The sequence below is a fragment of the Paenacidovorax caeni genome (genome assembly GCF_001298675.1).
Lineage (GTDB): Bacteria > Pseudomonadota > Gammaproteobacteria > Burkholderiales > Burkholderiaceae_C > Paenacidovorax > Paenacidovorax caeni.
On sequence record NZ_CYIG01000047.1, the window covers coordinates 1 to 25,384 of the forward strand.

At 65.7% G+C, this 25,384-nt stretch carries 23 protein-coding genes, 1 tRNA gene and 2 pseudogenes; 9 read left to right on the plus strand and 17 right to left on the minus strand.

The features are described 5' to 3' along the window. A pseudogene (locus BN2503_RS15925) lies at positions 1–217 on the plus strand (hypothetical protein); the annotation flags it as partial. A gap of 248 nt (positions 218–465) precedes the next feature. On the opposite strand, the gene BN2503_RS15930 reads toward BN2503_RS15925, so the two are convergent. The 3 genes from BN2503_RS15930 to serS form a co-directional block, all read right to left on the minus strand. Beyond that, positions 466–555 (minus strand) — tRNA-Ser (locus BN2503_RS15930). A 58-nt stretch (positions 556–613) separates the two neighbouring features. After that, positions 614–1,555: a bestrophin family protein gene (locus BN2503_RS15935; RefSeq protein WP_054257625.1), complete on the minus strand. Its 942-nt coding sequence runs from the start codon at positions 1,553–1,555 to the stop codon at positions 614–616. A gap of 321 nt (positions 1,556–1,876) precedes the next feature. After that, positions 1,877–3,193, minus strand: a complete 1,317-nt coding sequence (serS, locus tag BN2503_RS15940) for a serine--tRNA ligase (RefSeq protein WP_054257626.1) — start codon at positions 3,191–3,193, stop codon at positions 1,877–1,879. Between the two features lie 83 nt (positions 3,194–3,276). On the opposite strand from serS, the gene BN2503_RS15945 reads away from it, so the two are divergent. After that, positions 3,277–3,966, plus strand: a complete 690-nt coding sequence (locus BN2503_RS15945) for a CBS domain-containing protein (RefSeq protein ID WP_054257627.1) — start codon at positions 3,277–3,279, stop codon at positions 3,964–3,966. Here BN2503_RS15945 and BN2503_RS15950 read toward each other — a convergent pair. Genes BN2503_RS15950 through BN2503_RS15970 form a run of 5 tightly spaced genes read right to left on the minus strand, consistent with a single transcriptional unit; the run spans position 3,963 to position 10,150 of the window. After that, on the minus strand, positions 3,963–5,702 hold the full coding sequence (locus tag BN2503_RS15950; protein WP_054257628.1) for a sensor histidine kinase: 1,740 nt from the start codon (positions 5,700–5,702) through the stop codon (positions 3,963–3,965). The genes BN2503_RS15945 and BN2503_RS15950 overlap by 4 nt on opposite strands. Next, positions 5,699–8,185: a PAS domain S-box protein gene (locus tag BN2503_RS15955; protein WP_074930402.1), complete on the minus strand. Its 2,487-nt coding sequence runs from the start codon at positions 8,183–8,185 to the stop codon at positions 5,699–5,701. Before BN2503_RS15955 ends, BN2503_RS15950 begins: the two co-directional genes overlap by 4 nt. 8 nt (positions 8,186–8,193) lie before the next feature. Then, positions 8,194–8,976, minus strand: a complete 783-nt coding sequence (locus BN2503_RS15960) for an ABC transporter substrate-binding protein (protein ID WP_233495104.1) — start codon at positions 8,974–8,976, stop codon at positions 8,194–8,196. Positions 8,977–9,005: 29 nt separating this feature from the next. Beyond that, positions 9,006–9,767 (minus strand): HD-GYP domain-containing protein, encoded by a 762-nt coding sequence (locus BN2503_RS15965; RefSeq protein ID WP_054257631.1) that lies wholly within the window; start codon positions 9,765–9,767, stop codon positions 9,006–9,008. After that, on the minus strand, positions 9,764–10,150 hold the full coding sequence (locus BN2503_RS15970; protein WP_054257632.1) for a response regulator transcription factor: 387 nt from the start codon (positions 10,148–10,150) through the stop codon (positions 9,764–9,766). The genes BN2503_RS15965 and BN2503_RS15970 overlap by 4 nt, the downstream gene beginning before the upstream one ends. Before the next feature lie 72 nt (positions 10,151–10,222). On the opposite strand from BN2503_RS15970, the gene BN2503_RS15975 reads away from it, so the two are divergent. Next, on the plus strand, positions 10,223–10,894 hold the full coding sequence (locus BN2503_RS15975) for a response regulator (RefSeq protein WP_054257633.1): 672 nt from the start codon (positions 10,223–10,225) through the stop codon (positions 10,892–10,894). Positions 10,895–10,901: 7 nt separating this feature from the next. Then, positions 10,902–11,657 carry a response regulator gene (locus BN2503_RS15980; RefSeq protein ID WP_074930401.1) on the plus strand — a complete coding sequence of 252 codons (756 nt, stop codon included), beginning with the start codon at positions 10,902–10,904 and terminating at the stop codon, positions 11,655–11,657. 38 nt (positions 11,658–11,695) lie between these two features. On the opposite strand, the gene BN2503_RS15985 is transcribed toward BN2503_RS15980, so the two are convergent. The 4 genes from BN2503_RS15985 to BN2503_RS16000 form a co-directional block, all read right to left on the minus strand. Then, positions 11,696–12,823, minus strand: coding sequence for a GGDEF domain-containing protein (locus BN2503_RS15985; RefSeq protein ID WP_054257635.1), 1,128 nt, complete (start codon positions 12,821–12,823; stop codon positions 11,696–11,698). Positions 12,824–12,926: 103 nt separating this feature from the next. Continuing rightward, positions 12,927–14,672: a methyl-accepting chemotaxis protein gene (locus tag BN2503_RS15990; RefSeq protein WP_054257636.1), complete on the minus strand. Its 1,746-nt coding sequence runs from the start codon at positions 14,670–14,672 to the stop codon at positions 12,927–12,929. A 232-nt stretch (positions 14,673–14,904) separates the two neighbouring features. After that, positions 14,905–15,861: a 4-hydroxy-3-methylbut-2-enyl diphosphate reductase gene (gene ispH / locus BN2503_RS15995; protein WP_054257637.1), complete on the minus strand. Its 957-nt coding sequence runs from the start codon at positions 15,859–15,861 to the stop codon at positions 14,905–14,907. Then, entirely contained in the window at positions 15,861–16,322 is a 462-nt protein-coding gene (locus BN2503_RS16000) for an FKBP-type peptidyl-prolyl cis-trans isomerase (RefSeq protein ID WP_054257638.1), read from the minus strand. Before BN2503_RS16000 ends, ispH begins: the two co-directional genes overlap by 1 nt. 106 nt (positions 16,323–16,428) lie before the next feature. Between BN2503_RS16000 and radC the strand changes: the two genes are divergently transcribed. The 5 genes from radC to BN2503_RS16025 all read left to right on the plus strand — a co-directional run bounded on the left by radC (position 16,429) and on the right by BN2503_RS16025 (position 20,482). Further along, positions 16,429–17,106 carry a RadC family protein gene (gene radC, locus BN2503_RS16005; protein WP_054257639.1) on the plus strand — a complete coding sequence of 226 codons (678 nt, stop codon included), beginning with the start codon at positions 16,429–16,431 and terminating at the stop codon, positions 17,104–17,106. Next, the gene (locus tag BN2503_RS16010) at positions 17,103–18,308 is read left to right on the plus strand and encodes an esterase-like activity of phytase family protein (protein ID WP_054257640.1); all 1,206 of its coding nucleotides are present in this window, start codon (positions 17,103–17,105) and stop codon (positions 18,306–18,308) included. Before radC ends, BN2503_RS16010 begins: the two co-directional genes overlap by 4 nt. Then, complete coding sequence (locus tag BN2503_RS16015) at positions 18,305–18,970, plus strand: Smr/MutS family protein (protein ID WP_054257641.1); 666 nt, start codon at positions 18,305–18,307, stop codon at positions 18,968–18,970. Before BN2503_RS16010 ends, BN2503_RS16015 begins: the two co-directional genes overlap by 4 nt. A gap of 134 nt (positions 18,971–19,104) precedes the next feature. Next, on the plus strand, positions 19,105–19,587 hold the full coding sequence (locus tag BN2503_RS16020) for a MarR family winged helix-turn-helix transcriptional regulator (RefSeq protein ID WP_054257642.1): 483 nt from the start codon (positions 19,105–19,107) through the stop codon (positions 19,585–19,587). 106 nt (positions 19,588–19,693) lie between these two features. Beyond that, the gene (locus tag BN2503_RS16025; protein ID WP_054257643.1) at positions 19,694–20,482 is read left to right on the plus strand and encodes a hypothetical protein; all 789 of its coding nucleotides are present in this window, start codon (positions 19,694–19,696) and stop codon (positions 20,480–20,482) included. Between the two features lie 101 nt (positions 20,483–20,583). On the opposite strand, the gene BN2503_RS16030 is transcribed toward BN2503_RS16025, so the two are convergent. The 5 genes and pseudogenes from BN2503_RS16030 to BN2503_RS21050 form a co-directional block, all read right to left on the minus strand. Further along, complete coding sequence (locus tag BN2503_RS16030; protein WP_054257644.1) at positions 20,584–22,638, minus strand: bifunctional 2',3'-cyclic-nucleotide 2'-phosphodiesterase/3'-nucleotidase; 2,055 nt, start codon at positions 22,636–22,638, stop codon at positions 20,584–20,586. Between the two features lie 350 nt (positions 22,639–22,988). Beyond that, positions 22,989–24,068, minus strand: coding sequence for a M48 family metalloprotease (locus BN2503_RS16035; protein ID WP_054257645.1), 1,080 nt, complete (start codon positions 24,066–24,068; stop codon positions 22,989–22,991). An 8-nt stretch (positions 24,069–24,076) separates the two neighbouring features. After that, positions 24,077–24,667: a LemA family protein gene (locus BN2503_RS16040; protein WP_054257647.1), complete on the minus strand. Its 591-nt coding sequence runs from the start codon at positions 24,665–24,667 to the stop codon at positions 24,077–24,079. A 20-nt stretch (positions 24,668–24,687) separates the two neighbouring features. Continuing rightward, on the minus strand, positions 24,688–25,095 hold the full coding sequence (locus tag BN2503_RS16045; protein ID WP_054257646.1) for a group II truncated hemoglobin: 408 nt from the start codon (positions 25,093–25,095) through the stop codon (positions 24,688–24,690). Positions 25,096–25,127: 32 nt separating this feature from the next. Then, positions 25,128–25,384: pseudogene (locus BN2503_RS21050) on the minus strand (hypothetical protein); the annotation flags it as partial.

The following is a 25,384-nucleotide window of genomic DNA, read 5'->3' on the forward strand; positions in this document are numbered from 1 at the left end:
ACCTCCTCAAGCGGTGGAGCCAGAGCCGCCCGCCCCAACGCGACCGACACGCAACGACTTCCGCTGTGGCGAAAAGGTGGCCTTTGAGGACAAGTACCTGCAGACCGTGGTGGGCATCATCGTGCGCATCAACAGCCGCACCGCCACCATCGACCCTGGCGATGGCACCCATTGGCGCGTCGGCTTCGCCCTGCTGCGCCACGTCCTGGACGTTTGACTATCCGCTGTCATCCTCGTCAAGAGGGTGTTGAGGCGACGCTTACTGTGTTGACCCCGTTCAAGGGGCTGCAACTTGAGATTGCACCCTTCCGCGTTTGAAATGCCGAAGTTACGAAGCCCCCGCCCGTGGGGCTTTCTTGCGCCTGCCGCTGGCGCTGCATTCGGGCAACTTGCCTACAGATTGCCTACAAGCGACGGAAAAAGAAAAACCACGCTATCAATTTGATAGCGTGGTTTCCTTTGTGCTGGCGGAGAGGGTGGGATTCGAACCCACGGTAGTGTTGCCACTACGCCTGATTTCGAGTCAGGTACATTCGACCACTCTGCCACCTCTCCTGTGAATCGAAGCCGAGAGTATAGCAAGGTTAACAGCAACCCTCAGAGCTACCCGCCTCTAAGTCAACTGAAAATTTGTAGCCTGCAGAGGCAGGGGCAAGTCCTTCTCACCCAAGGACTCACACAGATTGATCTCAATCGCCCGGCACAAAGTATCCAGGGGCAAATCATTGCTCTCCAAACCAAAGGGTTCCTCAATCTCGTCGCCCAAAGCGTCGAGACCAAAGAAGGTATAGGCGACGATTCCCACGACAAAGGGGGTCATGAAGCCGGTGGTATCGACCAGACCGAAGGGCAGCAAGAAACAGTACATGTATGCCGTCCGGTGCAGCAACAAGGTGTATGAAAACGGGATTGGCGTATTTTTGATGCGCTCGCAGGATGCCGCGGATGCAGTCAGCGACGACAGGGTGGCGTCCATCGTTGCTGCCAGGCAAGGATCTATCTGACCAGAGCGCACACAAGCCCCCAGGTCCCGCCCCATGTGGAGCATGAGGGTGCTCGTAGGATCCTGCGCCGCGCGCACGGACGCGAACTCGGCACAGGTCAGCCATTTTTGCAAAGGGGCTTCGTCACGTTGGTTGCGCAGTTGCAGACGCAGCGCATGCACAAAGGCAATCGTCCGGTGAACCATGCGCACGCGCGCATCCGTTTCGCGATGCGTCGAGTCAATGGGATCTGGAATCTGTAGGAAGCCTTGGCACTGGCGAGACAGGGAGCGTGCTCGATGAACGATTTCCCCCCACAGCTTTCGTGCCTCCCAATAGCGGTCATAGGCCGTCGTATTGCGAAACCCCAAAAAAATAGCCAGCGGCAATCCTATCAATGTGAACGGTATTGCCGTGAGCGTGATCTTGATACTGAACAGGTTTCCGTGAACGATCGTGACCAAGGTCGCGAGCAGGATATTGAGCAGCAGAGTGAGCCGAATACGCTGCAGGACCGAGCCTCGCAGCACGAGGAACAGACGAAGCCCAGATGGCCGCTCACGAACGATCATTGTCTCAAATCTAAGGGTAATCCCTGATTTGACCACAACATGCGCCTGAACAATCCCACTGCTTGGCCTTACCCGACTGATGCGATACAAACCGGCAAGGCGCCCCCAGGTCGCGCGTAGCCGTGATGGATACAACAGGAGCCAGCAATGCAAAACGGGCCGCACGGGCCCGTCTGACATGAGCACTCGCAGTGAGGTGGCTCCAGGCCTTCGCTAGGTTGCCACCATGCCTGATGCGGCGTCAGTTACATGCGGCCATTGCGTCACCTCTACCGCAGGCCAAAGCTAGCGACACATCTGCAATTTGGCCGCTCCTAGCTTTCAAGGCTTGAGCACTTCGACCCCGCCCATATAAGGCCGCAGTACCTGTGGCACCGTGATGCTGCCGTCGGCGTTCTGGTGATTTTCCAGAACGGCTACCAACGTACGGCCTACCGCCAAGCCCGACCCATTGAGCGTATGCACAAGCTCATTTTTCCCCTGAGCATTCTTGAAGCGAGCCTGCATGCGACGCGCCTGGAAAGCCTCACAATTACTCACTGAGCTGATTTCCCTGTAGGTCGCTTGGGCTGGCAGCCACACTTCCAAGTCATAGGTCTTCGCCGCGCCAAAGCCCATATCCCCCGTGCACAGACTCACGACCCGGTAAGGAAGCTCCAGCTTTTGAAGAATGGCTTCCGCATGGCCCGTCATCTCCTCCAACGCGTCATAGCTCTTATCGGGGTGGACGATTTGCACCATCTCGACTTTGTCGAACTGGTGCTGACGGATCATGCCGCGCGTATCGCGGCCATAGCTACCTGCCTCGGAACGGAAACATGGGGTGTGTGCCGTGAGTTTGATAGGCAGCTCTGTCTCCTGCAGCACCACATCACGCACCAAGTTGGTCAATGGAACTTCGCTGGTGGGGATGAGGTACAGGGCAGCATTGTCGGGCACTGGTTCACCATCTTGGCCGCCTTTTTTGGCTGCGAACAGATCGCCTTCGAACTTGGGCAACTGGCCCGTGCCCTTGAGTGAATCGGCATTGACCACGTAGGGCACATAACATTCGGTATATCCATGCGCCCCCGTCTGGGTATCGAGCATGAACTGCGCCAAGGCACGGTGCAAGCGCGCGATAGCGCCCTTCATCACTGTGAAGCGCGACCCGGAAAGCTTTACACCCATGTCGAAATCGAGCCCCAGCGGCTCACCCAGATCGACATGGTCCTTGGCAGCAAAATCGAAAGCCTTAGGCGTACCCCAGCGCCGCACCTCTACATTGCCCGCTTCATCCGAACCTACCGGAACGCTCATGTGCGGCAGGTTAGGGACAGCCACCAGCATGGCCTGCAATTCGGCTTGAATCTGATCCAGGCGATTCGCGGAGCCATCCAACTCGTCCTTGATCGCACTGACCTGGGCCTTCGCAGCCTCGGCGGCTTCTCTCTCCCCCTTGCCCATGAGCATGCCAATCTGCTTAGACAACTGGTTGCGCTGGGACTGCAGCTCCTCCGTTCGCGTCTGAATGGTCTTGCGCTCTGACTCAAGTGACTGAAACGCGTCAACATTCAGGAAGGATTGAGGCTTCTTGCGGGTTTCCAGCCGTGCGATGGTGGAAGCAAGGTCTTTGCGAAGGAGAAGGATGTCTAGCATAGGATGCAATTCTAGAGGTGGCACACCGCAGCCGGTACCATAGCCATGGCCTGCCACGCCGGGAGGCGCATCAAGGAGGGGGCATGTTCTTTGTGTTCGGCCCAGGTGGCCAGATGTTCCGGGGCAGTGCTGACCAGCTTGCCCAAGTGGGGCCCGTGCGGCGCCTGCAACGCACACGCTCGGTGCAAATGCAAAGCGCCAACATTGAGGAAACCAGTCCTGTGCCGGTTTTTCCGCCGCCGCAAGGCCCTGCCACCCGGCCGCTGGCACAGGACGCGGTGGCCGCATACAACCAGACAGCACAGGGGCCGCAAGAACGACGGCAGCCACTGACCCATGTGCGTGACGTCATGAGCCGAAACATGCTCACCATACCTCCCGACATGCCGATTGGCGAAGCATGGCAACGCTTGGCCGAGCGCAACCTCGGCCAGGCGCCAGTAATCACCCCCCAAGGGCAGGTCGTCGGCCTGCTCCTGCGAGTCGACATGGCGCCACTGGAACTACTCCCGGCGCCCGACACGCTCCACCAGGCACTGGCGCAACGCACCGCTGCTGAGGTGATGGTCAGCCCAGTTCCCACAGTGGACAGCGGTACCGAACTACGCCGGGTCGCTCGCGTGCTGATCGATGCAGACTTGCCCGGACTGCCCGTGACCGATGCCGCAGGCCAACTCGAAGGCTTCGTTTCACGCACCGATATCCTGCGCGCCGTGGCCACCGACCCACCGCTGGATCTCTGGAGCGGCCCACGCCCAGCACAAAGAATCTAGGCGGCCGAAGGCAAGGGCAGTGTGATGGTGAACGTGGATCCCTTGCCCACCTGCGACTCCAGCGTCAACTGTCCCCCAACCAGTTCAGCCAATGCGCGCGACAGCGACAGGCCCAGCCCAGTTCCTCCATGCTCGTAGCTGATCTGCGCATTACCCTGGCTGAATTTCTCGAAGATTCGGGCCTGCTGCTCCACGGGAATGCCTGCACCTGTATCGCGCACATGGATCCGAACATGGCGCGCATCCGGCGCAAGCTCTGCCTCAAGGCTGATGCTGCCCTCGGCAGTGAATTTGATCGCATTGGACAACAGGTTGTTGATCATCTGCTTGAGCTTGAGCCGGTCAGTCTCCAGCGTGGCGGGCACTTGGGCAGCAACACTCAGGTGCAGCGCCAGCCCCTTGGAAACCGCACTGACACGGAACAGCTCCGTAACCTCGCGCAACAGTGGCTTCAGCGCTACCGGCTCCATGTGGATCGGCATCGCGCCTGCCTCGATCTTGGCCAAGTCCAGAATCTCGGTCAGCAGAGCATTCAAGTGCTCCGCCGCCTGGCGGATCAAGCCCGATTGCTCGCGCACCCGTGCCTCGCTGCTACGCAACTCCATTAGCTCAGCAAACCCCCGTATGCTGGTCAACGGTGTGCGTAGCTCGTGTGACATAGCCGCCAGGAACTCGCTCTTGGCTTGATTGGCGCGCTGCGCATGCGCCTCACTGCGTTGAAGCGCGGCGTGGCTGCGCGCCAGCCGCTGAACACTGCCCAGGAATACAGAGACAAAAGCCACGACAGCAACCGTAAGCAGGGCAGAAAGCAGCAGCCCGATGTTGCGGGTGGCCCGCCACGAGGCAAACGCCTCCTCCAACGAAGTACCGCTCAGCACGGCCAATGGGTAGGCACCAATGCGGCTATAGCCAATGACGCGCTCCAGCCTATCGGAAGACGCCGACAAGGTCGCCCCATGATCCTGCGTTCGCAATATGCGCACCAAGGATTCTGGCAACCACATGTCGGTCGGTGTACTTGCGCCGCCAATGACGCGAACCCGTACCACGCCATCCAGCCCCGCGAGCACCACGCCCCCCTGGCTACCCAGCTCTACGCCACGGTACACGTCGGTGAAATGGCTCTGGTTCAGCGACGCCACCACCACGCCCAGCGTCCGGCCATCGGCTGAAACAACTTTGCGCGACATCTGGATGGCCCAGACCCCAGACACCTTGCCGCGCAGCGCCTGGCTGATGAACAAACCAGCGTGCAACATGCCTGGCGGCGGCTGCGAGGAGACAACGGGCGCCAAATGCACACGGATGTGGTCACGCTCCATCAAGTTCACATGCTGGCTGCGCGTTCCATCCGGGTCAAGGTTGCTGCCAACGAACCGCCCGTCGCTGCCGACGAACGAGAGCTGGGTCAGGATATGCGGCACCATGCCCGTTTCGTTGGCGATGCGTACAACCTCCCGGCTGTCAAAACCGGCAGCCTCTACGCCCCGCCCCAGCCGCAGCATGGCCTGGTCTACCGTATCGAGGATGCGCAGCGTGTGCTCTTTCAAGGCCAGGGCCGTGTTGGTGTTCTGCCGCATCTCTGCCTGTAGCGTCTCTTGCCACTGCCAGCGCAGCAGCCCGGCAATAGCCGCCCAGCCGCCCAGGAGCACCAGGGCACTGAAAGCGCAGGCGAAGACCCAGTAGATGCTCCCCGGACCGCGCTGCCAGCGGCGCCAATACGCGACGGATTTCATTGCAACGCTGCCGGCATGGTGTCGGTATAGCCCGCAGTGGGCAGGGTGATGTGGAAAATCGCGCCGCCGCCGGGTGCATTCGCCGCATGGATGTGCCCACCATGCGCGGTGACGATCTTCTGGCAGATCGCCAATCCAAGGCCCGTGCCACCCGATCCGTCTCGGGTCTTGCTCGATTGCACGAAGGCCTGGAACACGGCCTCCAGCTCCGTCGGCGGAATACCCGGCCCTTGGTCGCGTACCGCGATATGGATGGTGACGTCATCCGACAAACCGGCACTGATCTGGATGGCCCGCCCCTCGGGCGAGAACTTCACGGCGTTCGCCAGCACGTTGCGGATCACCTGGGCAAAACGCACCGGGTCAACCTTCGCTTCCAGGGGCAGGCGACCCAACTGCAGATTCAGAGTCAATTGTTTCCCCTGCAACTGGGACGCCAGTTCGGCGGCCACCGCCTCGATGATGTCGCGCACGTCATGGGGCTCGAAATGGAAGGCACCCACCGTGCTATCGATTTTGGACATATCGAGCAGGTCGTTGACCAGCTCCAGCATGCGCTGCCCAGCGGCATGGATGTCCCCAAACATTGCCGCCAGCTTTTCGTGCTGACGGCCGCGCAGCATGCCCAGCTCGGAAAAGCCCAGGATGGACTGCAGCGGCGTGCGCAGCTCATGGCTGATATTGGCGACGAATTCACTCTGTGTACGCGACGCCTGCTCGGCCAGGTCGCGTGCTGCAAGGTAGTCAGTGATGTCCATCTTCACGATCAGCAGGCCCATCGGCTCGCCCTGGTGGGACAGCAGGCGCACTTTGGTCACCTGCACGTCGCGCACGCTGCCATCGGGGCGATGCAGGCGCTCCTCGTAGCGTATCTGCCCCCCAACGCGCAGCAACTCGTCGCTGTGCGCGTCATAGGCCTGCGCCTCCTGCGGCGGCAAGAAGTCGCGGTTGTGTCGTCCAAGCACCTGGTCGCGCGACAGACCCATGAAGTGCTCCCAGGCTTGGTTGACCATAAGGAAATGGCCTTCCAGGTCGGTCAGGCAGACGGGTAGCGGATTCGACTCCAGCAACTGGCTGCTGAAGGCCAGTTGCTCTTGCAGGTGCATCTGCGTGGCGAGCAGCGTGGTGACGTCAGCGGCGCTGCCGGCAAACCCGCGCAGTCGCCCATCGCGCGCCAGCAGAGGCACCACCGAGATATCGAGCACCCGGATTTCGCCATTGGCCCCCATAAGCTGTGCCTGTGCGGTGCGCACACCCGGCGGCCGCCGGGGGGCGAACAGTGCCTCGATCCTCTCGCGACACTCGGGCAGCACCATGTCGCGCAAGTGCCGGCCCCTGGCCGATTCAGGGGTTTGCTGCGTCATCGCCTGCCAGCGCGCGTTGACGAAACGCAGGGTACCCTGCGGGTCGGTGCGGAAGATCAAGTCCTGCACGCTCTTGAACAGCACCGACAGCTCATGCTCGCGCCGCGCGATCTCCTGCAGCGCCTCGTCGCGCTCGCGCCGTGCGATTGCGCGCGCGCGCGCACTGCGCCAAGCGCTGAAGGTCATCACTCCGATCAGCACCAGCGCCAGCGCCATGAAGGTCAGCGGGCCCCGCAGGGAAAGAAGCCAGCGCCGCAGGGTCGAGGCGTAGGGCTGCTCCACCAGGCTGACCAACGGCTGGCTGGCTGCACGTTGCCACGCCCCCAGACTGCGCTCGCCAAGGGTCTGCACCGGTCCATAGATGCCCTTGCGCGCCGCTTTCATGCGGAAGTAGACATGCCCGTCCAGGCTAGCGCCCTGCACCAGCGCGTCATGGCCCACATGGCTGAGCAGGCGGCCATCATCCAGGGCCAGATAGACCCGCGTGTCAGGAGAGTTCAAGTCCAGCAACTGCTGCTGGTACTGCGCCAGCGCGTCAGGGCTGAACTGCGCCACAAGCAGTACATGGCGCCCGTTCGGCAGTTGCACACGGCGCAGCAGCGGAATGAAACCCAGGCGCGAGGACGTGCCTGGAGACGTTTTTTCCGTCAGGGTACGGCCAGGTGTCCATGGGCCGATGGCCATCCGCTCACCCCGCACGGGCTGGGTCACCAGGCGCTGCAGATCCACCTGCCCGCCCCGGTCCGCCAGCTGGGTCGAGACCAGCACCCGGCCCTCCTCGCTCACCAGCGCCAGGCTGCGCAGGAACGGCAGGCTCTGCAGGTAATACTGCTGCTGCGCTTCGAGCCGATCAAGCGCGTCAGGCGCCTGCAGCAGGCTGTTGGCGAGGTTGTCCAACGCCTGGCCGCCGACCTCGAAGACTTGGCCGACATGCGCGTCGAGCACGCTCGCCATCAATTCAAGCCGCTGCTGGTCGCGCTGCTTCATGTCGTCCAGCCCGCGCCACATCAGCACCATCGTACCGGCGAGTACGCACAGGATCAGCGCCCCCCCCACCGCCAGCACACGACGGTGCGGCAACTGCAGCAGGCGCACGCAGCGCAGAAAAAACGAAGGCATGGGCAGCATCAGGGCAAGGTGATGGATTCGAGGCCATGGCGCTTGGCCGCTGCGGCCAAGCGGCCATCCTGGCGTACACGGGCCACAAAAGCGTTGAGCGTGGCCAGCCACTCGGCGTCGCCAGGCTTGCTCGCGTAAGCATAGGGCTGTACGTGGAAAGTCCGGGATGGCGCAATCAAGGCAGCCCAATCCACGTTCTCGACCACTGCATGGCCGTAGGGATAGTCCGTCATAAAAACGTCAATACGGCCTGCTAAGAGCTCGCGCTCGCGCGTGAGTGGCGGTGTGATGACCACCAGGCTGGCATGGCGCAAGCGCTCGCGCATCACCGACTCCATGTACGTACCCGCCTGCACGCCAACGAGCACCCCGGGCTGGTCGATGTCAGTCCACTGCCGCACCATGCGGCTGGTGCGCAGGCTGATGGCATGGATGTCGCTGTGCAGATAAGGCGCAGTGAATGCCAGCTTCTCCGTGCGTCCGGGCACCATGGCGATACCGAACATGGCCACGTCGCAACGATTACCCAGAAGATCGGGCACCAGCGCAGGAAAAGATGAATCCACGAACACCACCGGCAGATGCAAATCCGACCCCAACGCCTCAGCCATCTCGATATCCAGTCCCGCAAGACGGCCCGAGCGCGGGTCACGCCAAGTAATGCCTTGGTAGGCAGGCCAGATACACACCTTCAACTCGCCTTGAGCACGCACGCGCGCAAGCACCTCACCCGCGTGCGCCTGCGAGCCAGCCAGGCAGGCCCACAGCGCCATCAGGCACGGCAACACCACGCGCCTAGCCCAAGAAAAGCAAACATCCTTCATGGTGCGCGCTGCTCCGCCTGCACCAGATCGGCAAAATTCATGCGGCACTCGGTAATGCTCAGGCGCAAGGCCAGCAGCTCGGTGCTGTGGCGCATGAAACAGTCCACGATCGCCGGGTCGAACGCTTTGCCGCGCTGCGCCTGCAGCATCTCCAGCGCCTGCTCGTGTGGCAAGGCAGGCCGGTAGACGCGATCCATGGTAAGCGCGTCATAGAAATCAACGACGCTGACAATCCGCCCTGACAGGGGGATAGCGTTGCCCGCGAGCTGCCGCGGATAGCCATGACCATCCCAGCGCTCATGGTGCGTAAGCGCCACCTCTGCGGCCAGCTGAAACAGTGCGATGCGCGACTTGCCCAGGATGTCCGCGCCGATGATCGCGTGACGGTTCATCACTTGGCGCTCCTCGGGCGTGAGGGCACCGGGCTTCTTCAGCACGCTGTCGGGAATACCGATCTTGCCCACGTCGTGCATTGGCGCAGCCTTGCGCAGCAGCAGCGCATAAGAGCGGGACTGGCCCAGGTACAGCGCCAGCGCTTCAGCCAGAAAGCCAATGCGCACGATGTGCACGCCGGTGTCGTCGTCCTTGTATTCAGCCGCCATGGCCAGCTGGAACAAGGCCTCATGGTGGGCGCGTGCCACCTCCTGCAGCGCCTCGTTGCGCTCGTGGTACATACGGCCCAGGTCGCAAATGATCTTTTCCATCTGTTCGGCCGCGGCGGGGTCGAACTGCGTGGCCGCATCGGAGGGCAGCGTCATGACAGCTCCGAGGACTGCGCGCCCAGTGTGTCAATGGTTGCGATCAGCTTGAGCGGACTGAAAGGCTTGAGCAGGTAGGCATCAGCGCCCGCATTCATGCCTGCCTCCACGTCTTGGCTCTGCCCACGCGCCGTCAGCAGCACCACCTGAGGCCGGCCGAGCGACAGGTCGGTTTTGACCAGGCGGCACAAATCCAGCCCATTCAGCTTGCCCGGCATCATGACGTCCAACAGCAACAGATCCGGGCGCAGCCGCCGCACCGCCTCCAGCCCCTCGTCAGCATTGCCGGCCTCGTGGATTTCATAATCCTCGAACTCCAAGGTCAGGCGAACCAGCTTGCGAATGTCCGCATGGTCTTCGACGATCAGGATGCGCTTGCTCATGGTGGAAACCCCACAGTTTGTTACCTATCGAATTTATCATATTTGCCCTTTTATTGATAAAATTTGCCCGCAATGGAAACAAATTTGCTCAACACCCTCCCCGAAGAGTGCAGTACGCGCGACGTGGCGCAAGCACTCGGGCTGGCCGTGCGTTCGGTGCAGCTCATGGTGGATCGTGGCGAGCTTCAGGCTTGGAAGACGCCCGGCGGCCATCGCCGTATCACGCGTGCCTCGGTTCAACAATGGCTAGAAAGTCACCAAAGCCACCCTACAGCGGCGGCAGCCGTGACAGCCCAGCCGACAGCCACGGCCGGCGCGCCCAAGCCCTCCAGCCCCGGCAAAGATGCCAACGCGCTAGCGCTACGTCGCCCGCGCGTTCTGCTGATTGAGGATTCCGCGCATTTTCAGAACCTGGTACGCCTGCTGGTGGCCCACAACTTCCCACACGTGGACCTGCATGTGGCGGAAGACGGCTTCGTCGGCCTGGCCATGGCCGGCGAGCTGCAGCCCGACGTGCTCCTGGTAGACATCCTGCTGCCCGGCATCGACGGTGCCACGCTGATCGCCCGGCTGCGCTCGCACCCCCAATTCCAGCGCAGTCGCCTGATCGTCGTAACCTCACTGGACGAAGCCCAGCGCGGGGTGTATGCCTTCGCGCTGACCGGCCTGCCCGTGGTGCACAAGCCGCAAATGGTGCAAGAGCTGCCCCGTCTGCTCAAGGCCTGCCTCGAAGGCTCCGGCTGAAACCGCCATGGCCCCGCCCCGCGTACTTTTGCTTGAGGACGACCCGGCGGTACGCCGCTTCGTAGCCCTGGCGCTTGAACGCCTGCCCTTGCAGCTGCTGCCCTGCGGCACGCTGGCTGAAGCCCGTGCGCTGCTCGAACACACGCCCGTTCAGCTCGTGTTGATGGACTTGGCGCTGCCTGACGGGTCGGGCCAGGAACTGCTGGCATCGCTGCCCACGCAGGACAACGCAGCTTGCCGCATCGTCGTCTTCAGCGGTGGAGTGGACGATGCGGCCCTGCGCCGCCATCTGCAAAGCCAGGGCGCCTGGCGGGTGCTGGCCAAGCCCGTGGGCGTTGGATTGCTGTTCGACACCGTGCGCGAGGCATTGCAGGGCACCCTGCAGGCCGATCCGCTGGCCGCTGACCTGCCCCCCGCACCAGCACCAGAAGCGCCTGCCCAAGACCCGGTGATGGCGTTCTTCGGCGGTGGCCACGGCCTCTACCAGGCTTACCTGGCAAGCTGCCTGGCCCAGTTTGGCAACGATCTGGCGCAAGGCGACGCTGCTGCACGTGCCCACGACGCACCAGCCCTGCAGCGTGTGGCCCACAGTCTCAAGTCGGTGCTGGCCATGCTGGGCCAGCCCCATGCGGCCCAGGAAGCACGCGAGATCGAAGCGCACGCGGCCGCTGGCGCCACCGAGGCGATGCGCAACGGCTGGCAGCGGCTGCGTCAACAGCTGCGCGCCTTCATGGCACAGCACACGCCGCCTCCGCGCGGCTAAGCCCCGATCGTCAGCGGCGGCAACGCGCCCCCGCGTACTTACGCCACCTCCACGCGATTGCGCCCCAGCGCCTTGGCACGGTACAACGCACGGTCAGCCAGCCCAAGCAGGCTGTCGGCCGTGGCATCCACAGGCACGGGGTACAGTGTGTGCAGACCGATGCTCACGGTCACCGTCAACGCTGTGCCATCGGGCATCACAAAGCACTTGGCCTCCACCGCGCCACGCAGCCGCTCCGCCAGGGTGGCGGCCCCGGCGGCGTCGGTACCGGGAAGCACGACGATGAACTCCTCGCCGCCCCAGCGCCCCGCAATATCGCAGGCGCGCAGATGGCTGCGCAGGCCCGCCCCCAGATCACGCAGCACCTGGTCACCGCTGAGGTGGCCCAGGGTATCGTTGATGCGCTTGAAGAAATCCACATCCAGCAGGAGCAGCGACAGCGGCTGCCGCGCCCTGCAGGCCCAGGCGATTTGCTGCTCCAGCGCCAGCAGCACATGGCGCCGGTTATGCAGCCCGGTCAGTTCATCCATGAAGGCGAGCGTATGGTTGCGTGCATCGGCGCGCTCCTTGATCATCACCACGATGCCGAAGTTGACAAGGATCATGGCCACCGCCGCCATGGCGAAGACCAGTGTCTGCAGGAGGCCCGAGTCGGTAATGGAGCCCATGGCCAGCTGCCCCATGACCACCGCCACCGCACGCACCACCAAGGCCAGCGCCGACATGGCGATGCCCGCCATCACGAAAAACTTGCCACGCCCCGGCGTCTCGGCCCAACGCTGGCCCATCGCCACGGCAAACTGCGCGAACTGCAGGCACAGCACACAGGCCAGCACCACGACGCGGGCATGGATATTGCCAAGCAGCAGCGCAAATAGCACCCCCAGCGCCAACACAGGCAGCCATAGCCTCCAGCGCGGCGCCTTGCGCCCCTGGAACTGGTAAAGCCCCTCCTGCATGAGCGCAAAGGCACTGACCAGCGACATGTTGGCCAGCACCACGGAAAACCAGTCGCTGACCTGCCCGCGCAGCATGTACAGCACGTACGCAGCGCAGTGCGCCGTGAGCGCCAGCCCCCAGTAGAACAAACCATCGGCGCGGTCACGCCGCGCCACCAGCGCCAGGCATACCGCCAAGGTGGCGGTCAGCAAGGTGTTGGTGAGCATCAGGGAAGGTGTGTCTAGAGTCATTGCGCCATTTCCTGGCCCCCTGCGCGAAACAGGGCAAAGCGTGCAGCGGGTGCAGGGACACCCGCACTTACAAGGGTTCTCAGAAGCTTTCCCAATCCCCCGCCGCGCCAAGCGCTGGCGTCACCGCCACAGCCTGGGGTGCCGCAGCCTTCTTGGGCGCGACCACCGCCTCGGGCGAGGCCGCCTTCGGGCGCTGCAATGCCTTGGCTACCGCTGGCACGCCCGCCTTGGGCACAGGCCCCGGGCCGCCAGTGGTCGGGCGTGTGCCCCTGGCACCAGCATGCCCGAGGTCAAAAACGGCCACGGTCTGCACCAGTTCCTGCGCCTGGCCGTTCAGGCTGGCGGCGGCAGCCGCCATTTCCTCCACCAGGGCGGCGTTCTGCTGCGTGGCGTGGTCCATCTGCGTCACCGCTTCGTTGACCTGGTCCACGCCCTGGCTCTGCTCGGTGCTGGCGGCGCTGATTTCGCCCATGATGTCGGTCACCCGGCCAATGGCATGTACCACCTCGGCCATCGTCTCGCCAGCGCGGTTCACCAGCGCCGAGCCTGCATCCACGCGGTCCACGCTGTTGCCGATCAAACCCCGGATCTCCCGGGCCGCCTCGGCGCTGCGCCCGGCCAGCGCACGCACCTCGGACGCCACGACCGCGAACCCCCGGCCCTGCTCTCCCGCCCGGGCCGCTTCCACGGCGGCATTGAGCGCCAGGATGTTGGTCTGGAAGGCGATGCCGTCGATCACCTGGATGATGTCGGAGATTCTGCGTGCACTGTCGTTGATCTCCTGCATGGTGCGCACCACATCGGCCACCACCTCGCCTCCCTGGGCGGCCACCGAAGAGGCGCTTTGTGCCAGCTGGTTGGCCTGGCGCGCGTTGTCGGCGTTCTGGCGCACGGTGGAGTTGAGCTGCTCCATCGACGCGGCCGTTTCCTGCAGCGCGCTGGCCTGGCCCTCCGTGCGCGCCGATAGATCCTGGTTGCCCTGGGCAATCTGCGCACTGGCGGTGGCAACGCTCTCCGAGCCCTCGCGCACCTTGCACACCACCTGCACCAGGCTTTCCTGCATTTGCTTCAGGGCCTGCAGCAACTGGCCAGTTTCATCCTGGCTGTGCACTTCGATCGTGCTGCCCAGGTCACCACCCGACACCGCCTGGGCCACGCGCACGGCCTGGCGCAGCGGGGCGGTGATGGAGCGCGTGATCCACAGCGCCAGCAGCAGCCCGGCCAGCAGGCCACCCGCCCCCAGGGCGAGCAACAGCCCCCGCGCGAACTGCGCCTCCTCCGTGGCACGGGCGCCAGCCTCGGTGGCCAGTTGCTGCTCCAGCTTGGCCAGGCGATCCAGGCGGTCCTGCATCGTTGCCAATTCCACCTGTATGTGGCCCTGCAGCTCGGCAAAAGCCTCTTGTTTGCGCCCCCCGTCCAACAGTTCGTTGAACGTCGCCATCGAGGTGAGGTAACGGTTGCGCGCAGCCTCCACCTCGCCCAGTAACTGCCTGCCCTCAGGGCGGTGCACCAGTTCTTGCAACGTCTTGAAAGACTGCACAAAGGTCTCGCGGGCCGACAGGATTTCGGCGCGCTTTTGCGCACGCTGGGCGTCGGTCTCGGCCACATAAACCTCAATGGTGCGGCGCGCGTTCGCTTGCGCGATGGTGCTGAGCGTGTTCGCCGCCTGGACTTTGACCCAGTCACTCTCAATGATCTGGCGGTTGGTTTCGAGCAGGCTGCCGAGCTGCAGCAGCCCCACGACCACTATGGTCAGCATCGTTGCGATGAGCAGGGCAAAACCTAGGGCCAGACGGGTACTGATTTTCAAATGGCGAAACAACATACGAATCTCTCGACGGGAGAAAGCGATAAAAATTACATCAATTCGCAAATTTTATCATTTCTATCTTATTTACCAAATAAACTTCCCGCTGCGCCTCAAGCCTCAGCCTGGGCACGGCTGCGCCAGCCCTGTTGGCAATCAGGGAATGGAAAATAGGAATAAAAATAGCTGCTAGCGCTTGTCCAGCAAGCGCTAGCAGCTATCAAATAAAGAGTGCTTCAGCGCCTGGTGCTCAGGCAGCGCTGGTCTTCAGCCCCTTGGGCAGGGGGAACTTCACCGTCTCTTCGATGCCGTCCATGCTGCGCACCGAAACGGCGCCCAGTGCCTTGATGCGCGCGATCACCGCCTGCACCAACACCTCGGGGGCAGAGGCGCCAGCCGTCAGCCCCACGCGCGCGATGCCGGTGAACCACTCGGGGCGCAGCTCATCGGCCGCGTCCACCATGTACGCCGTGGTGCCCAGGCGCGCCGCCAGTTCGCGCAGGCGGTTGCTGTTAGAGCTGGTCGGGCTACCCACGACGATGACCAGATCCACCTGGGAGGACAGGAGCTTGACCGCGTCCTGGCGGTTCTGCGTGGCGTAGCAGATGTCTTGCTGCTTGGGCTCGCGGATGCGCGGAAAGCGCGCGCGCACCGCGGCCGTGATTTCGGCGGCATCGTCCACGCTGAGCGTGGTCTGGGTGACCACGGCGAGCTTTTCGGTCTGCGCGGGCTGCACCCGGGCCACATCGGCCACGTCCTCCACCAGATGGATGCCGTGGTCGAGCTGCCCCATGGTGCCCTCGACTTCGGGGTGGCCCTTGTGGCCGATCATGATGAACTCGTAGCCTTCCTTGGCGAGCTTGGCCACCTCGACGTGCACCTTGGTCACCAACGGGCAGGTGGCGTCAAAGATAGTGAAGCCGCGCGCCTGGGCCTCGCGCTGCACCGCCTGGCTCACGCCATGGGCCGAGAACACCAGCGTCGCGCCCGGCGGCACATCGTCCAGCTCTTCGATGAAGATCGCGCCCTTGGCCTTCAGGTCGTTCACCACATAGGTGTTGTGCACGATCTCATGGCGCACGTAGATGGGCGCGCCGAACTTGGCCAGCGCGCGCTCCACGATCTCAATGGCGCGGTCCACCCCCGCACAAAAACCGCGCGGCTCGGCGAGCAGCACTTCCTGCATGGCCTTCGGAGGCTGGCCCATCACAGAACACCGATGATCTGCACCTCGAACGTCACCGGCTGGCCTGCCAGCGGGTGGTTGAAGTCGAACAGCACGGCCCCATCCTCGCGCACCTGCACCACGGCGCCGGCGTAGCTGCCCTGGCCGTCGGGCGTGGGGAACTGCACCACGTCACCCACGTGGTACTGCTCATCCGGGTCGCCGAAGTCGTTGAGCAGCTTGCGCGCCACCCACTGCTGCATCTCGGGGTTGCGCTCGCCGAAGGCCTCGCCCGCCAGCAGGTCGAACGACACGCGCTCGCCTTCCGACAGCCCGAGCAAACGCTGCTCAACCGCGGGCGACAGCTCGCCCGCGCCCAGCGACAGCGTCGCCGGCTTGTCGTTGAAGGTGTTGATCACGTCGCCCTGCGGCCCGGCCAGGCGGTAGTGCAAGGTCAGGAACGAACCGTTCTGGACGACGGCGGGGGTGGAGTTGGCTGTCATGGGAATTCCTCGTGGGGCGGAGCACGGCCTGGCGAGCCGTGCCGATAAACTGCCGCGCATTGTAAAAACCCCGGGGATATCCCCACTGCCCGAGCGCGGAGCGCCCATGCCCCTCAAAGACCTGCCCCCGGACGCCCAGCCGCGCGAGAAGCTGCTGGCGCGCGGCCCCGCCGCCCTGGCCGACGCCGAGCTGCTGGCCATCGTGCTGCGCACCGGCACCGCCGGGCGCGGCGTGCTGCAAATGGCGCAAGAGCTGCTGGCGCACTTCGGCGGCATCGCCGGACTGCTGCACACCGACGTGCAGGCCCTGCGCCACTTCAAGGGCCTGGGCGGCAACGCCAAGCGCGCCGAGTTGGCGGCCGTGCTGGAGCTGGCACGCCGCGCCCTGGCCCAGCAACTGCGCGAGCGCGCGGTGCTCGACTCCCCCCGCGCCATGCTGGACTACCTGCAGCTGCACCTGGCCGCCAAGGGGCACGAAGTGTTCGCGGTGCTTTTTCTCGACAGCCAGAACCGGCTCCTGGCCATGGAGGAGCTGTTTCGCGGCACGCTCACGCAAACCTCGGTCTACCCGCGCGAAGTGGTGCTGCGCGCGCTGCACCACCAGGCTGCCGCCGTGGTACTGGCGCACAACCACCCCAGCGGCAGCGTGCAGCCCAGCCGCGCCGACGAGGCGCTCACGCAGACCCTGAAAGCCGCGCTGGCGCTGGTGGACGTACGCGTGCTGGACCACGTCATCGTCGCCCCGGGCGCCGCACTCTCCATGTCCGCACAAGGATTGCTATGACCCACCCCCAGCCCCGCCTGGCCGCGCTGTGCGTGCTGGCCCTGCTCACTGCCTGCGCGCCCCTGCCCACGGCGGCGCCCCCCCAGCCCCCCGCAGCCACCGCGCCGCAGGGCGCCCCCTGGCTGCGCCTGATCGGCAGCGCTGCGCTGGACTATGGCGTGCAGTACGCAGGCACCCAGGTGGGCGGACTCTCAGGCATCGACTACGACGCCACGCACGACCGCTACCTGCTGGTGAGCGACGACCGCGCCACGCACGACCCGGCACGCGTCTACACCGCACGCCTGCGCTACAGCGCCACGCAGCTGGAGGCGCCCGAGTTCACCGGCGTCACCTTCCTGCTGCACGCCAGCGGCCAGCGCTTCGGCCCGGCCCACCGCCCGCTCGAAGGTGTGGACGTGCCCGACGCCGAGGCCGTGCGCTGGCTGCCCGGCGGCACCGCCTTCCTGTGGACCAGCGAGGGCGACTTCACGCGCGGCTTCGGCCCGCAGCTGCGCGCCAGCCGCTGGGGCGACGGCACCGCGCTGCGCGACTACGTGCTGCCCGACGCCTTCACCCCCGCGCCGCGCGAGCGCCAGGGCCCGCGCGCCAACGGCACGCTCGAAGGCCTGGCACTGGCCCCGGGCGGGCAAACCGCCTGGCTGGCCATGGAGCTGCCCTGGTGGCAGGACGGCCCCCTGCCCACCCCTGCCGCGCCAGGCGGGCCCGTGCGCTTCACCGCGCTCGACGTGGCCAGCGGCGCCGTGCTGCGCCAAATCGCCTACCAACCCGACGCGGTGCCCCACGCACGCCGCCTGCCCATGGGGCCGCAAATGGTGGGGGTGAGCGAGATCCTCGCCGACGGCCCCCACCACCTGCTGGTGCTGGAGCGCGCCTACAGCGTCGGCGCGGGCTTTCACGTGCGGCTGTACCGCATCGACACGCGCGACGGCAGCGACACCCTGGCGCTGCCGGCCCTGGCCCCCGGCGCCTACCGCCCCGCCGCCAAGACGCTGGTGGCTGACTTCGCCCAGCTCGGCCTGGGACTGGTCGACAACATCGAAGGCATGACCTGGGGCCCGCCGCTGCCCGATGGCGGCTGCGTGCTGGTCTTCGTGAGCGACAACAACTTCAATCCGGCACAGGTCACGCAGTTCATCGCCGCGCAATACCAGGCGCCGGGCGATGGGCATGGGCGATGCGGTACAAACCGCACGCCATGAGAGCCACCGCCCGCTCCTTCGCCGAACTCCAGCCCCTGCGCCGCGCCCTGGCCGAAGCCGCTGCGCAGGAAGCCGCCCGCGCCCAGGCTGCGCGCGAGGCCGCGCAGCGCGCCGCACGCGAACGCCACCTGTTTGCCCACAGCGTGGGGCCGGTGCAGCCGCTCAAGGGCGGCGCCAACCGCCACAGCGCCCCGCCAGCGCCCCCCGACCCGAAGCCGCTTCAGCGCGTGCAGGACGAACAAAACGTGCTGCGCGAGGCCATGAGCGACGAGTTCGACGTGAGCACCCTGCTGGACGTGGACGACCAGCTCAGTTTTCGCCGCCCCGGTATCGGCGTAGACGTGACACGCAAGCTGCGCGGCGGGCACTGGAGCATCCAGCGCCAGCTCGACCTGCACGGCCTGCGCCGCGACGACGCGCGCGAGGCGCTGGGCGAATTCATCCGCCTGGCGCACCGCACCGGCCTGCGCTGCGTGCGCATCATCCACGGCAAGGGCCTGGGCTCGCCCGGCAAAACGCCTGTGCTCAAGGGCCGCGTACAGGCCTGGCTGGTGCAGAAGAAGGAAGTGCTGGCCTTCGTGCAGGCCCGGCCCATGGATGGCGGCGCCGGCGCGTTGGTGGTGCTGCTGCAGCCGGGCAAGCTGCGTGTGGCGGCACCGTAGCAGCGCACGGAAAAATCAAGCCAAATCGGCCTCCAGCCCTTTTACAGAAAGCGCTAGCAGCTATTTTTTCAGGAGTAAAAACACCAAAGAAGCACCCATATAATTAGCCAGCTAACTATTAGCCACAAAAAATCATGCAGCTCGCACAGAAATACCAGGCCTTGCTGGACGAAGCCCAGCGGCGCCAGCTCCCGGACGTGGACGGCATCCGCCTGTGCTTCCAGGCGCTGTCCCTGGCGGCCGCCATCGACCGCGACTGCGCTGCGCTGCTGGCGCCCCACGGGCTGTCCGAGGGGCGCTTCGTGCTGCTCTTCCTGCTCGACGCAGCGCCCGACGGGCTGGCCCCCGCCGTGCTTGCGCAGCAGGCAGGCGTGAGCCGGGCCACCGTCACCGGCCTGCTCGACGGGTTGGAACGCGAGGCCCTGGTGGCGCGCCAGGCCGACGCCAGCGACCGCCGCGCGCTGCGCATCTGCCTGACGCCCCGGGGCCGGCAGGTGGCACAGGCAGTTTTCGCGCAGCACGGGCACTGGATCGCCAGCCTGTTCGGCGCACTGGACGCGGCCGAGCGCACGCAGCTCGCCCGGCTGCTGGACAAGGTCGCAACGCGCCTGGAGTGAAACGCCCCCTGAGTGGCTGCGCCGCGGCCCTTGCGCGGCAGCCGCTGGCTTGGGCCGCCCTGGTTTCATGGGCTCTAGACGGCGCGTGGCGCCATGGATAACTGACATGCACAACACCCCACCCCGCAAGGGCGCCACGCGCGCCAGTGACATTCCCGCCGAGGTGCTGCAAGCGCTGTCGCGCGGCACGCTGCCCACCGCCACCCTGGCCGAAGGACTGGCCCTGGACCAGGGCCTGCTGCTGCGCACGGTGTTCCCCGAACTGCCGCCCGCGGCCCTGCGCGCGGCCGATGCCGTGTGCCAAAAAGGCATCGCCCAGCGCATGGCCGGCCTGGGTGCGCTGCTGTGGCAGGAACTCGGCCCGGCCGGCCTGGCGCGCTGCCAGGCCCACAGCGCCGACACGGTGCGCGGCTGGGCCTGTTTCATGGTCGGTGCGCAACCTGGACTGGCGGCCGCAGCGCGGCTGGCTGCCATTGCCCCGCTGGCCGACGACCCGCACTTCGGCGTGCGCGAATGGGCATGGATGGCCGTGCGCCCGCACCTGGCGCAGGAGCTGGATGCGGCCATTGCCGCCCTCGTGCCCTGGACGGCCGCACCGTCGGAGCGCGTGCGCCGCTTTGCCAGCGAAGCGCTGCGCCCGCGCGGCGTGTGGTGCGCGCACATTGCAGCGCTCAAGCAGGACCCTGCGCGGGGTCTGCCCCTGCTGGCGCCGCTGCGCGCCGACGCCTCGGCCTATGTGCAGGATTCGGTGGCCAACTGGCTCAACGACGCCGCCAAGGACCAGCCCGACTGGGTACGCCACCTGTGCACCCAGTGGTTGGCGCAGGCCCCGCACCCCGCCACCCGCCGCATCTGCCAGCGTGCGCAGCGCAACCTTGTGCAGCCGGCGGCGTGATGTGCGCGCCGCGGGTGCCCCTGCACCGCGCGGCTTGGCCCCTGTGAACGCTGTGCGCCGCAAGCAGGCTCTCCGGCCCGCTGGCACACAGGCGCGCAGGCTTACTTGGACAGATCCAGCTTGTACTTGGACGTGCCCTTGCCCGAGCCATCGTCGGCCGCAAGCAGCGAGACGTTGGTGAGGCCTGCCGCCTGGGCAACACTCAAGGCATTGGCGCCCGAGCTGAACACCACATCGCCTGCCGTCTTGACCTGGGTGAAGCGCCAGCTCTTGGCCGCGCCGTTGGCGGCACGGGTGACGTTCGCGTTCCTGCGCACGTAGTCGATCACCACGTCGCGGTTTGCGTCGGGCGAGGCCCAGATCGTGCCCGAGCCGTCGAGCTTGTCGATGAAGCTCTTGCCGCTCGTGGCGCGGTAGTTGTTCGTGGCAATGACGAACACCTTGGCCGCGTCGATGGGCTTGCCGAGATAGGTCAAATTCTTGATGCGGCTACCCACGGGCTGCGTCACGTCGATCTCGTACTGCACGTCGGCCGTGGTGAACATGTCGAAGTTGTAGCCTGGGAAGGTGCTGATGAGCTGCTGCTCGCCGGTCTTGGCCGGATCGATCTGGTTGAAGCGCTTGGCGGCGGCCTCGAGCCAGCCTTTGATGTCGGCGCCGTTGACCTTCACGGCATAGACCGTGTTCGGGTACAGGTACAGGTCGGCCGCGTTGTAGATCGCCAGCGGGCCGGCCGCCACGTCGGTGTAGTCGGCGCCCCCCTGGAAGCCCGACTTGAACGGCGCACTCACCGACAGCACGGGCAGGTCCTTGTGCTGCGGCAGGTTGGCCTGGATATAGGCGGCAACATAGTCGCGCTGGGCCTGGTTCACGATCTGGATCGCACCGGGGTCACCCACGTCGGCGAACAGCGTGCTCATGCGGAAGTCCGTGTTGCCGATGGGCGTCTTCACGTACTGGATCGCGGCCTGGTGCTGCGACTCGATCAGTGGTGCCACGGCCGGGTCGGCGTCCACGTAGACGGCCTTGCCCGCGGCGTCCTTGCCGGTCTGGATGTTGCGCAACTCGCTCTTGCTCGCGCCCTTGTTCACGGCCCAGGCCTTGCCATCCCACTGCAGTGACAGCTGGATCACGCCCAGCGCTTTGCCCCAGGAGCTGGCCATGACGGCGGGCACGCCGTTGATGGTGCCCGCCTTGTTGTCCACGCCAGGCTGCGAGAAAGCCGGCGTCGCGGCCGTATCGGGAAAGACACTGTGCTGGTGGCCCATGACCATGGCATCGATACCGGGAACCTTGGAGACGTACAGGCCCGGGTTCTCCATGGTGGGCGAGTAGGCGCCGCTGTCGAGGCCGCCATGCAGCAGCGCGACCACGACGTCGGCGCCCTTGGCGCGCAGCTCGGGCACGTACTTGGTGGCGGACTCCACGGCGCCCTCGGTATAAACCTTGCCTTCAAGGTAGCGCTTGTCCCAATTCATGATGCCGGGCGTGGTGAAGCCGATCACGCCCACCTTGATTGGCAGGGTCACGCTCTTGCCATCGCTGCTGGTGGCGATGATCTTGCGCTCCAGGATGGTGTAGGGCTGCACCAGCGGCTTGCGGGTCTTGCTGCTGTACACGTTGGCCAGCACGGCCGGGTAGCCCGCACCGGCACACTTCTTGGTGGCATCCACGCCGTCCACGTCAAGGCCACCGCCCAGCACCTGGTTCAGGAACGGCAGGCCATAGTTGAACTCGTGATTGCCCAGCGTTCCGGCATCAAAGCCCAGTGCACCCATGGCCTTGTACATGGACAACTGCTGTGTGCACGCAATGGGATTGACGGTGGCCTCGTAGTCGGCCAGTGCCGTGCCCTGGATGGTGTCGCCATTGTCCACAAGCAGCGTGTTGGCGAACTCCTTGCGCGCGGCGCGCACCAGCGTGGCCGTGCGCTCGAAGCCGTAGCTCTTGTCCTCGGCGAGCTTGAAATAGTCGTAGCTGCGCACGTTGAAGTGCAAGTCCGTCGTCTCCAGCACCGCCAGCGTGGCGGTCGCACTCTGGCTGGTGGCGTCGTCGCTGCCGCCGCCACAGGCAGCCAGCGCAACCGAGCTGGCAAGCGCGGCTAGCCTCAAGCGGTGGGAAACCAGGAAGTCATGGTGAAGCGTTCTGTCGAACATGCGAATAGGCCTGTCATGGTGTAAAGGCCCCAGTGTCTGAAGCCGTTTTGACAGCACCGTGACGCACAACGCCCGGCAGGCCGCACAAAAAACGATGGCCCCTGTGCGCACCTGCGTCGCCACCCGCCGGCCCCCAGGGGAAACCGTCTTTGGAACCGTTCACGCGCTAAGAGCCTGTTCACGATCTTTTCATAGTGCCCGCAAAGCAGCAAAAAGCCGCAATCTAGGCGCACACCGCAGGCCATGCTGGTGGCCTGGACAAGGTGCGCAACGACGCAGTAGCGGCTTTTTGCAGCCTTGCCCGAAGGGTTGCCCCGCAAAAGGCATTAGGAAAAGATCGTGAACAGGCTCTAAGCGTAGGGATCGAACCGCGCGGCCAGGGGCACAGCGCCAGGGGCCGGCGCCCCCCGGTGCGCGGGCTCGGGCGCGTCCTGCAGCGGCTGCACGGGCAGGGGTGGCATGCCACGGCCGTAGATGTGGCGCACGCGCTCTTGCAGGCTCGGGTGGCTGTCGAGGAGGCGCGAGAAGCGGTCTTCATCCGGCGCCTCGACCAGCAGCATGTGCTGCACTGCCGGGTGCGCCAGCCCTCCGTGGGCCGCAGCCGGCAGGCGCAGGCGCGCGGCCTCGCTGCGCTGGGTCATCACCTTGCGCAGCACGCCGCCCAGGCCGTCGCGGCTGCGCGTCCATTGCACGGCGCGGGCGTCGGCCAGGTACTCGCGCTGGCGCGACACCGCCGCCTTGAGCAGGCGCCCGGCCAGCCAGCCAGCGCTGCCCGCCAGCATGATGGCGCTGCCAAACCACCAGGCCAGTCCAGGACGCTCGCGCACCGTGTCCCCGAAGTGGTAGACCAGCTCCAGCCCATAGACCATGCCGGCCAGGCGCATCTTCAGGCGCGTGTCGCCCTCGTGAAGGTGGCTCAGCTCGTGCGCCACCATGCCTTGCAGTTCCTCGCGCGTGAGGTACTGCAGCGCCCCCTGCGTGACGGCAAGCACCGCATCCTCGGCGTCCCAGCCCGCGGCAAAAGCGTTGATGGCGTCGGCACGCGGCAGCACCATGATCTGGGGGCGCGGCATGTGCGCGGCGATGCACAGCTCGTCCACCACGTTGCACAGGCGCTGCTCGGCATGCGACACGCCCGGGCGCGCCTCGCGCGCGCCCACGCGCCGCGCCAGCTTCACGCCGCCCGCGCGCAGGTTCGAGGTCTCCACCCACCAGCCGCCCAGCACCAGCAGCAGCGACACGCCCACGTTGGCCGTGAGGAACCCGGCCGGGTACGGCAGGTGCCACGGCAGCAGCGCCGCCATCAGCAGCCAGGCCAGGGTCAACGCGCCGTGCACCCCGGCCACCAGCAGCAGCACGGCCAGGGCGAAGGCGAGCAGCAAGCGGCGCGTTTCCGCGCGCGCAGCGTTCTGCCGGTCCCAAAAGCGCATGCCTGGGCTCAGAAGCGCACTGCGGGCGCCTCGCGCTCCTGCGCGCTGCGCGTGGCTTCGAGCATGGGCGCGGCGGCGAAGCCCAGCAGCCGCGCCACGATGAGCGCCGGGAACTGGGTGGCTTCGTCGTTGAATTCAAGCACCTGGTCGTTGTAGGCCTGGCGCGCAAAGCCCAGGCGGTTCTCCGTGCTGGCCAGCTCTTCGGAGAGCTGGCGCATGGCGGCATCGGCCTTGAGTTCGGGGTAGCTCTCGGCCACGGCCAGCAGGCGGCCCAGGCCGGCACCCAGCGCGCCCTCGGCGGCGGCCAGCGCCCCCAGGTGCGCGGCGCTGGGGGCGGCGCGCGCGGCGTCGGCGGCGCCCTGCGCCTGGCCGCGCGCCTGGATCACGGCCTGCAGCGTGGCGGCCTCGTGCTGCAGGTAGCCGCGCGCCACTTCCACCAGGTTGGGCACCAGGTCATAGCGGCGCTTGAGCTGCACGTCAATCTGCCCGTAGGCGTTGGCGATGCGGTTGCGCAGGGTGACGAGGCGGTTGTATACCGCCACGGCCCAGGCCACCACCAGCGCCAAGCCGCCCAATACCAGCCATGTGGTCATCGACATCATTGCCTCCTCTGTGGGGTTCAGCCGCCGCGGTTGCGCATCCAGTCGGCGGTGTTCATGAAACTCTGGTTCAGGCGCGCGCGCAGGTCGGGCGGCACCTGGGTCTCGGCCATGGCCTGGTCCATGCAGGCCACCCACTGGTCGCGCTCCTTGATGCCGATGGAAAACGGCAAGTGGCGCGCACGCAGCCGCGGGTGGCCGAAGCGCTCTTGGTAATGGTCAGGCCCGCCAAGCCAGCCGCAGAGAAACCAAAACAGCTTGTCGCGCGCGTCGTCGAGCGTGCTGCCGTGGGCGGCGCGCAATTCGGCGTAAGCGGGCTCCAAGTCCATCAGGTCATAGAAGCGGTCCACCAGTTGGCGCACGGCGGGCTCGCCGCCGAGCCACTCGTAGGGTGTGGCGGGCGGCGCGGAGGTGTCGGAAGGTTGCATGGCCGCGATTGTAGGAAGCGCGGCCGCTTACATCAGCGATCCCCACCCACGGCCCATGAAACCGGCACGGCCCAGACCAGCAGACGCCGCGCAAGGGCCGCCCCGCCGCGCGGGCGTCGTCCCCCTTCCCGTAGCGCGAAGCGCGTAGAGAGAAGGGGGAAGCGGCGCAGCCGCTTGTATCTTCCATCCAGACCGTCGCGGTAGAGTTTGACGGCCGTAAAGGTAGCCAGACCGGCCCGTGCAGTTTGGTAGCCGCTGGGGTGTTCGAGCCCGTCCCTGAGTACAGAAC

Coding starts and splice junctions, on each gene's coding strand:
- BN2503_RS15935 (WP_054257625.1), bottom strand. CDS start 1,555: ATGATCGTTCGTGAGCGGCCATCTGGGCTTCGTCTGTTCCTCGTGCTG.
- serS (WP_054257626.1), bottom strand. CDS start 3,193: ATGCTAGACATCCTTCTCCTTCGCAAAGACCTTGCTTCCACCATCGCA.
- BN2503_RS15945 (WP_054257627.1), top strand. CDS start 3,277: ATGTTCTTTGTGTTCGGCCCAGGTGGCCAGATGTTCCGGGGCAGTGCT.
- BN2503_RS15950 (WP_054257628.1), bottom strand. CDS start 5,702: ATGAAATCCGTCGCGTATTGGCGCCGCTGGCAGCGCGGTCCGGGGAGC.
- BN2503_RS15955 (WP_074930402.1), bottom strand. CDS start 8,185: ATGCCTTCGTTTTTTCTGCGCTGCGTGCGCCTGCTGCAGTTGCCGCAC.
- BN2503_RS15965 (WP_054257631.1), bottom strand. CDS start 9,767: ATGACGCTGCCCTCCGATGCGGCCACGCAGTTCGACCCCGCCGCGGCC.
- BN2503_RS15970 (WP_054257632.1), bottom strand. CDS start 10,150: ATGAGCAAGCGCATCCTGATCGTCGAAGACCATGCGGACATTCGCAAG.
- BN2503_RS15975 (WP_054257633.1), top strand. CDS start 10,223: ATGGAAACAAATTTGCTCAACACCCTCCCCGAAGAGTGCAGTACGCGC.
- BN2503_RS15980 (WP_074930401.1), top strand. CDS start 10,902: ATGGCCCCGCCCCGCGTACTTTTGCTTGAGGACGACCCGGCGGTACGC.
- BN2503_RS15985 (WP_054257635.1), bottom strand. CDS start 12,823: ATGCTCACCAACACCTTGCTGACCGCCACCTTGGCGGTATGCCTGGCG.
- BN2503_RS15990 (WP_054257636.1), bottom strand. CDS start 14,672: ATGTTGTTTCGCCATTTGAAAATCAGTACCCGTCTGGCCCTAGGTTTT.
- ispH (WP_054257637.1), bottom strand. CDS start 15,861: ATGGGCCAGCCTCCGAAGGCCATGCAGGAAGTGCTGCTCGCCGAGCCG.
- BN2503_RS16000 (WP_054257638.1), bottom strand. CDS start 16,322: ATGACAGCCAACTCCACCCCCGCCGTCGTCCAGAACGGTTCGTTCCTG.
- radC (WP_054257639.1), top strand. CDS start 16,429: ATGCCCCTCAAAGACCTGCCCCCGGACGCCCAGCCGCGCGAGAAGCTG.
- BN2503_RS16010 (WP_054257640.1), top strand. CDS start 17,103: ATGACCCACCCCCAGCCCCGCCTGGCCGCGCTGTGCGTGCTGGCCCTG.
- BN2503_RS16015 (WP_054257641.1), top strand. CDS start 18,305: ATGAGAGCCACCGCCCGCTCCTTCGCCGAACTCCAGCCCCTGCGCCGC.
- BN2503_RS16020 (WP_054257642.1), top strand. CDS start 19,105: ATGCAGCTCGCACAGAAATACCAGGCCTTGCTGGACGAAGCCCAGCGG.
- BN2503_RS16025 (WP_054257643.1), top strand. CDS start 19,694: ATGCACAACACCCCACCCCGCAAGGGCGCCACGCGCGCCAGTGACATT.
- BN2503_RS16030 (WP_054257644.1), bottom strand. CDS start 22,638: ATGTTCGACAGAACGCTTCACCATGACTTCCTGGTTTCCCACCGCTTG.
- BN2503_RS16035 (WP_054257645.1), bottom strand. CDS start 24,068: ATGCGCTTTTGGGACCGGCAGAACGCTGCGCGCGCGGAAACGCGCCGC.
- BN2503_RS16040 (WP_054257647.1), bottom strand. CDS start 24,667: ATGTCGATGACCACATGGCTGGTATTGGGCGGCTTGGCGCTGGTGGTG.
- BN2503_RS16045 (WP_054257646.1), bottom strand. CDS start 25,095: ATGCAACCTTCCGACACCTCCGCGCCGCCCGCCACACCCTACGAGTGG.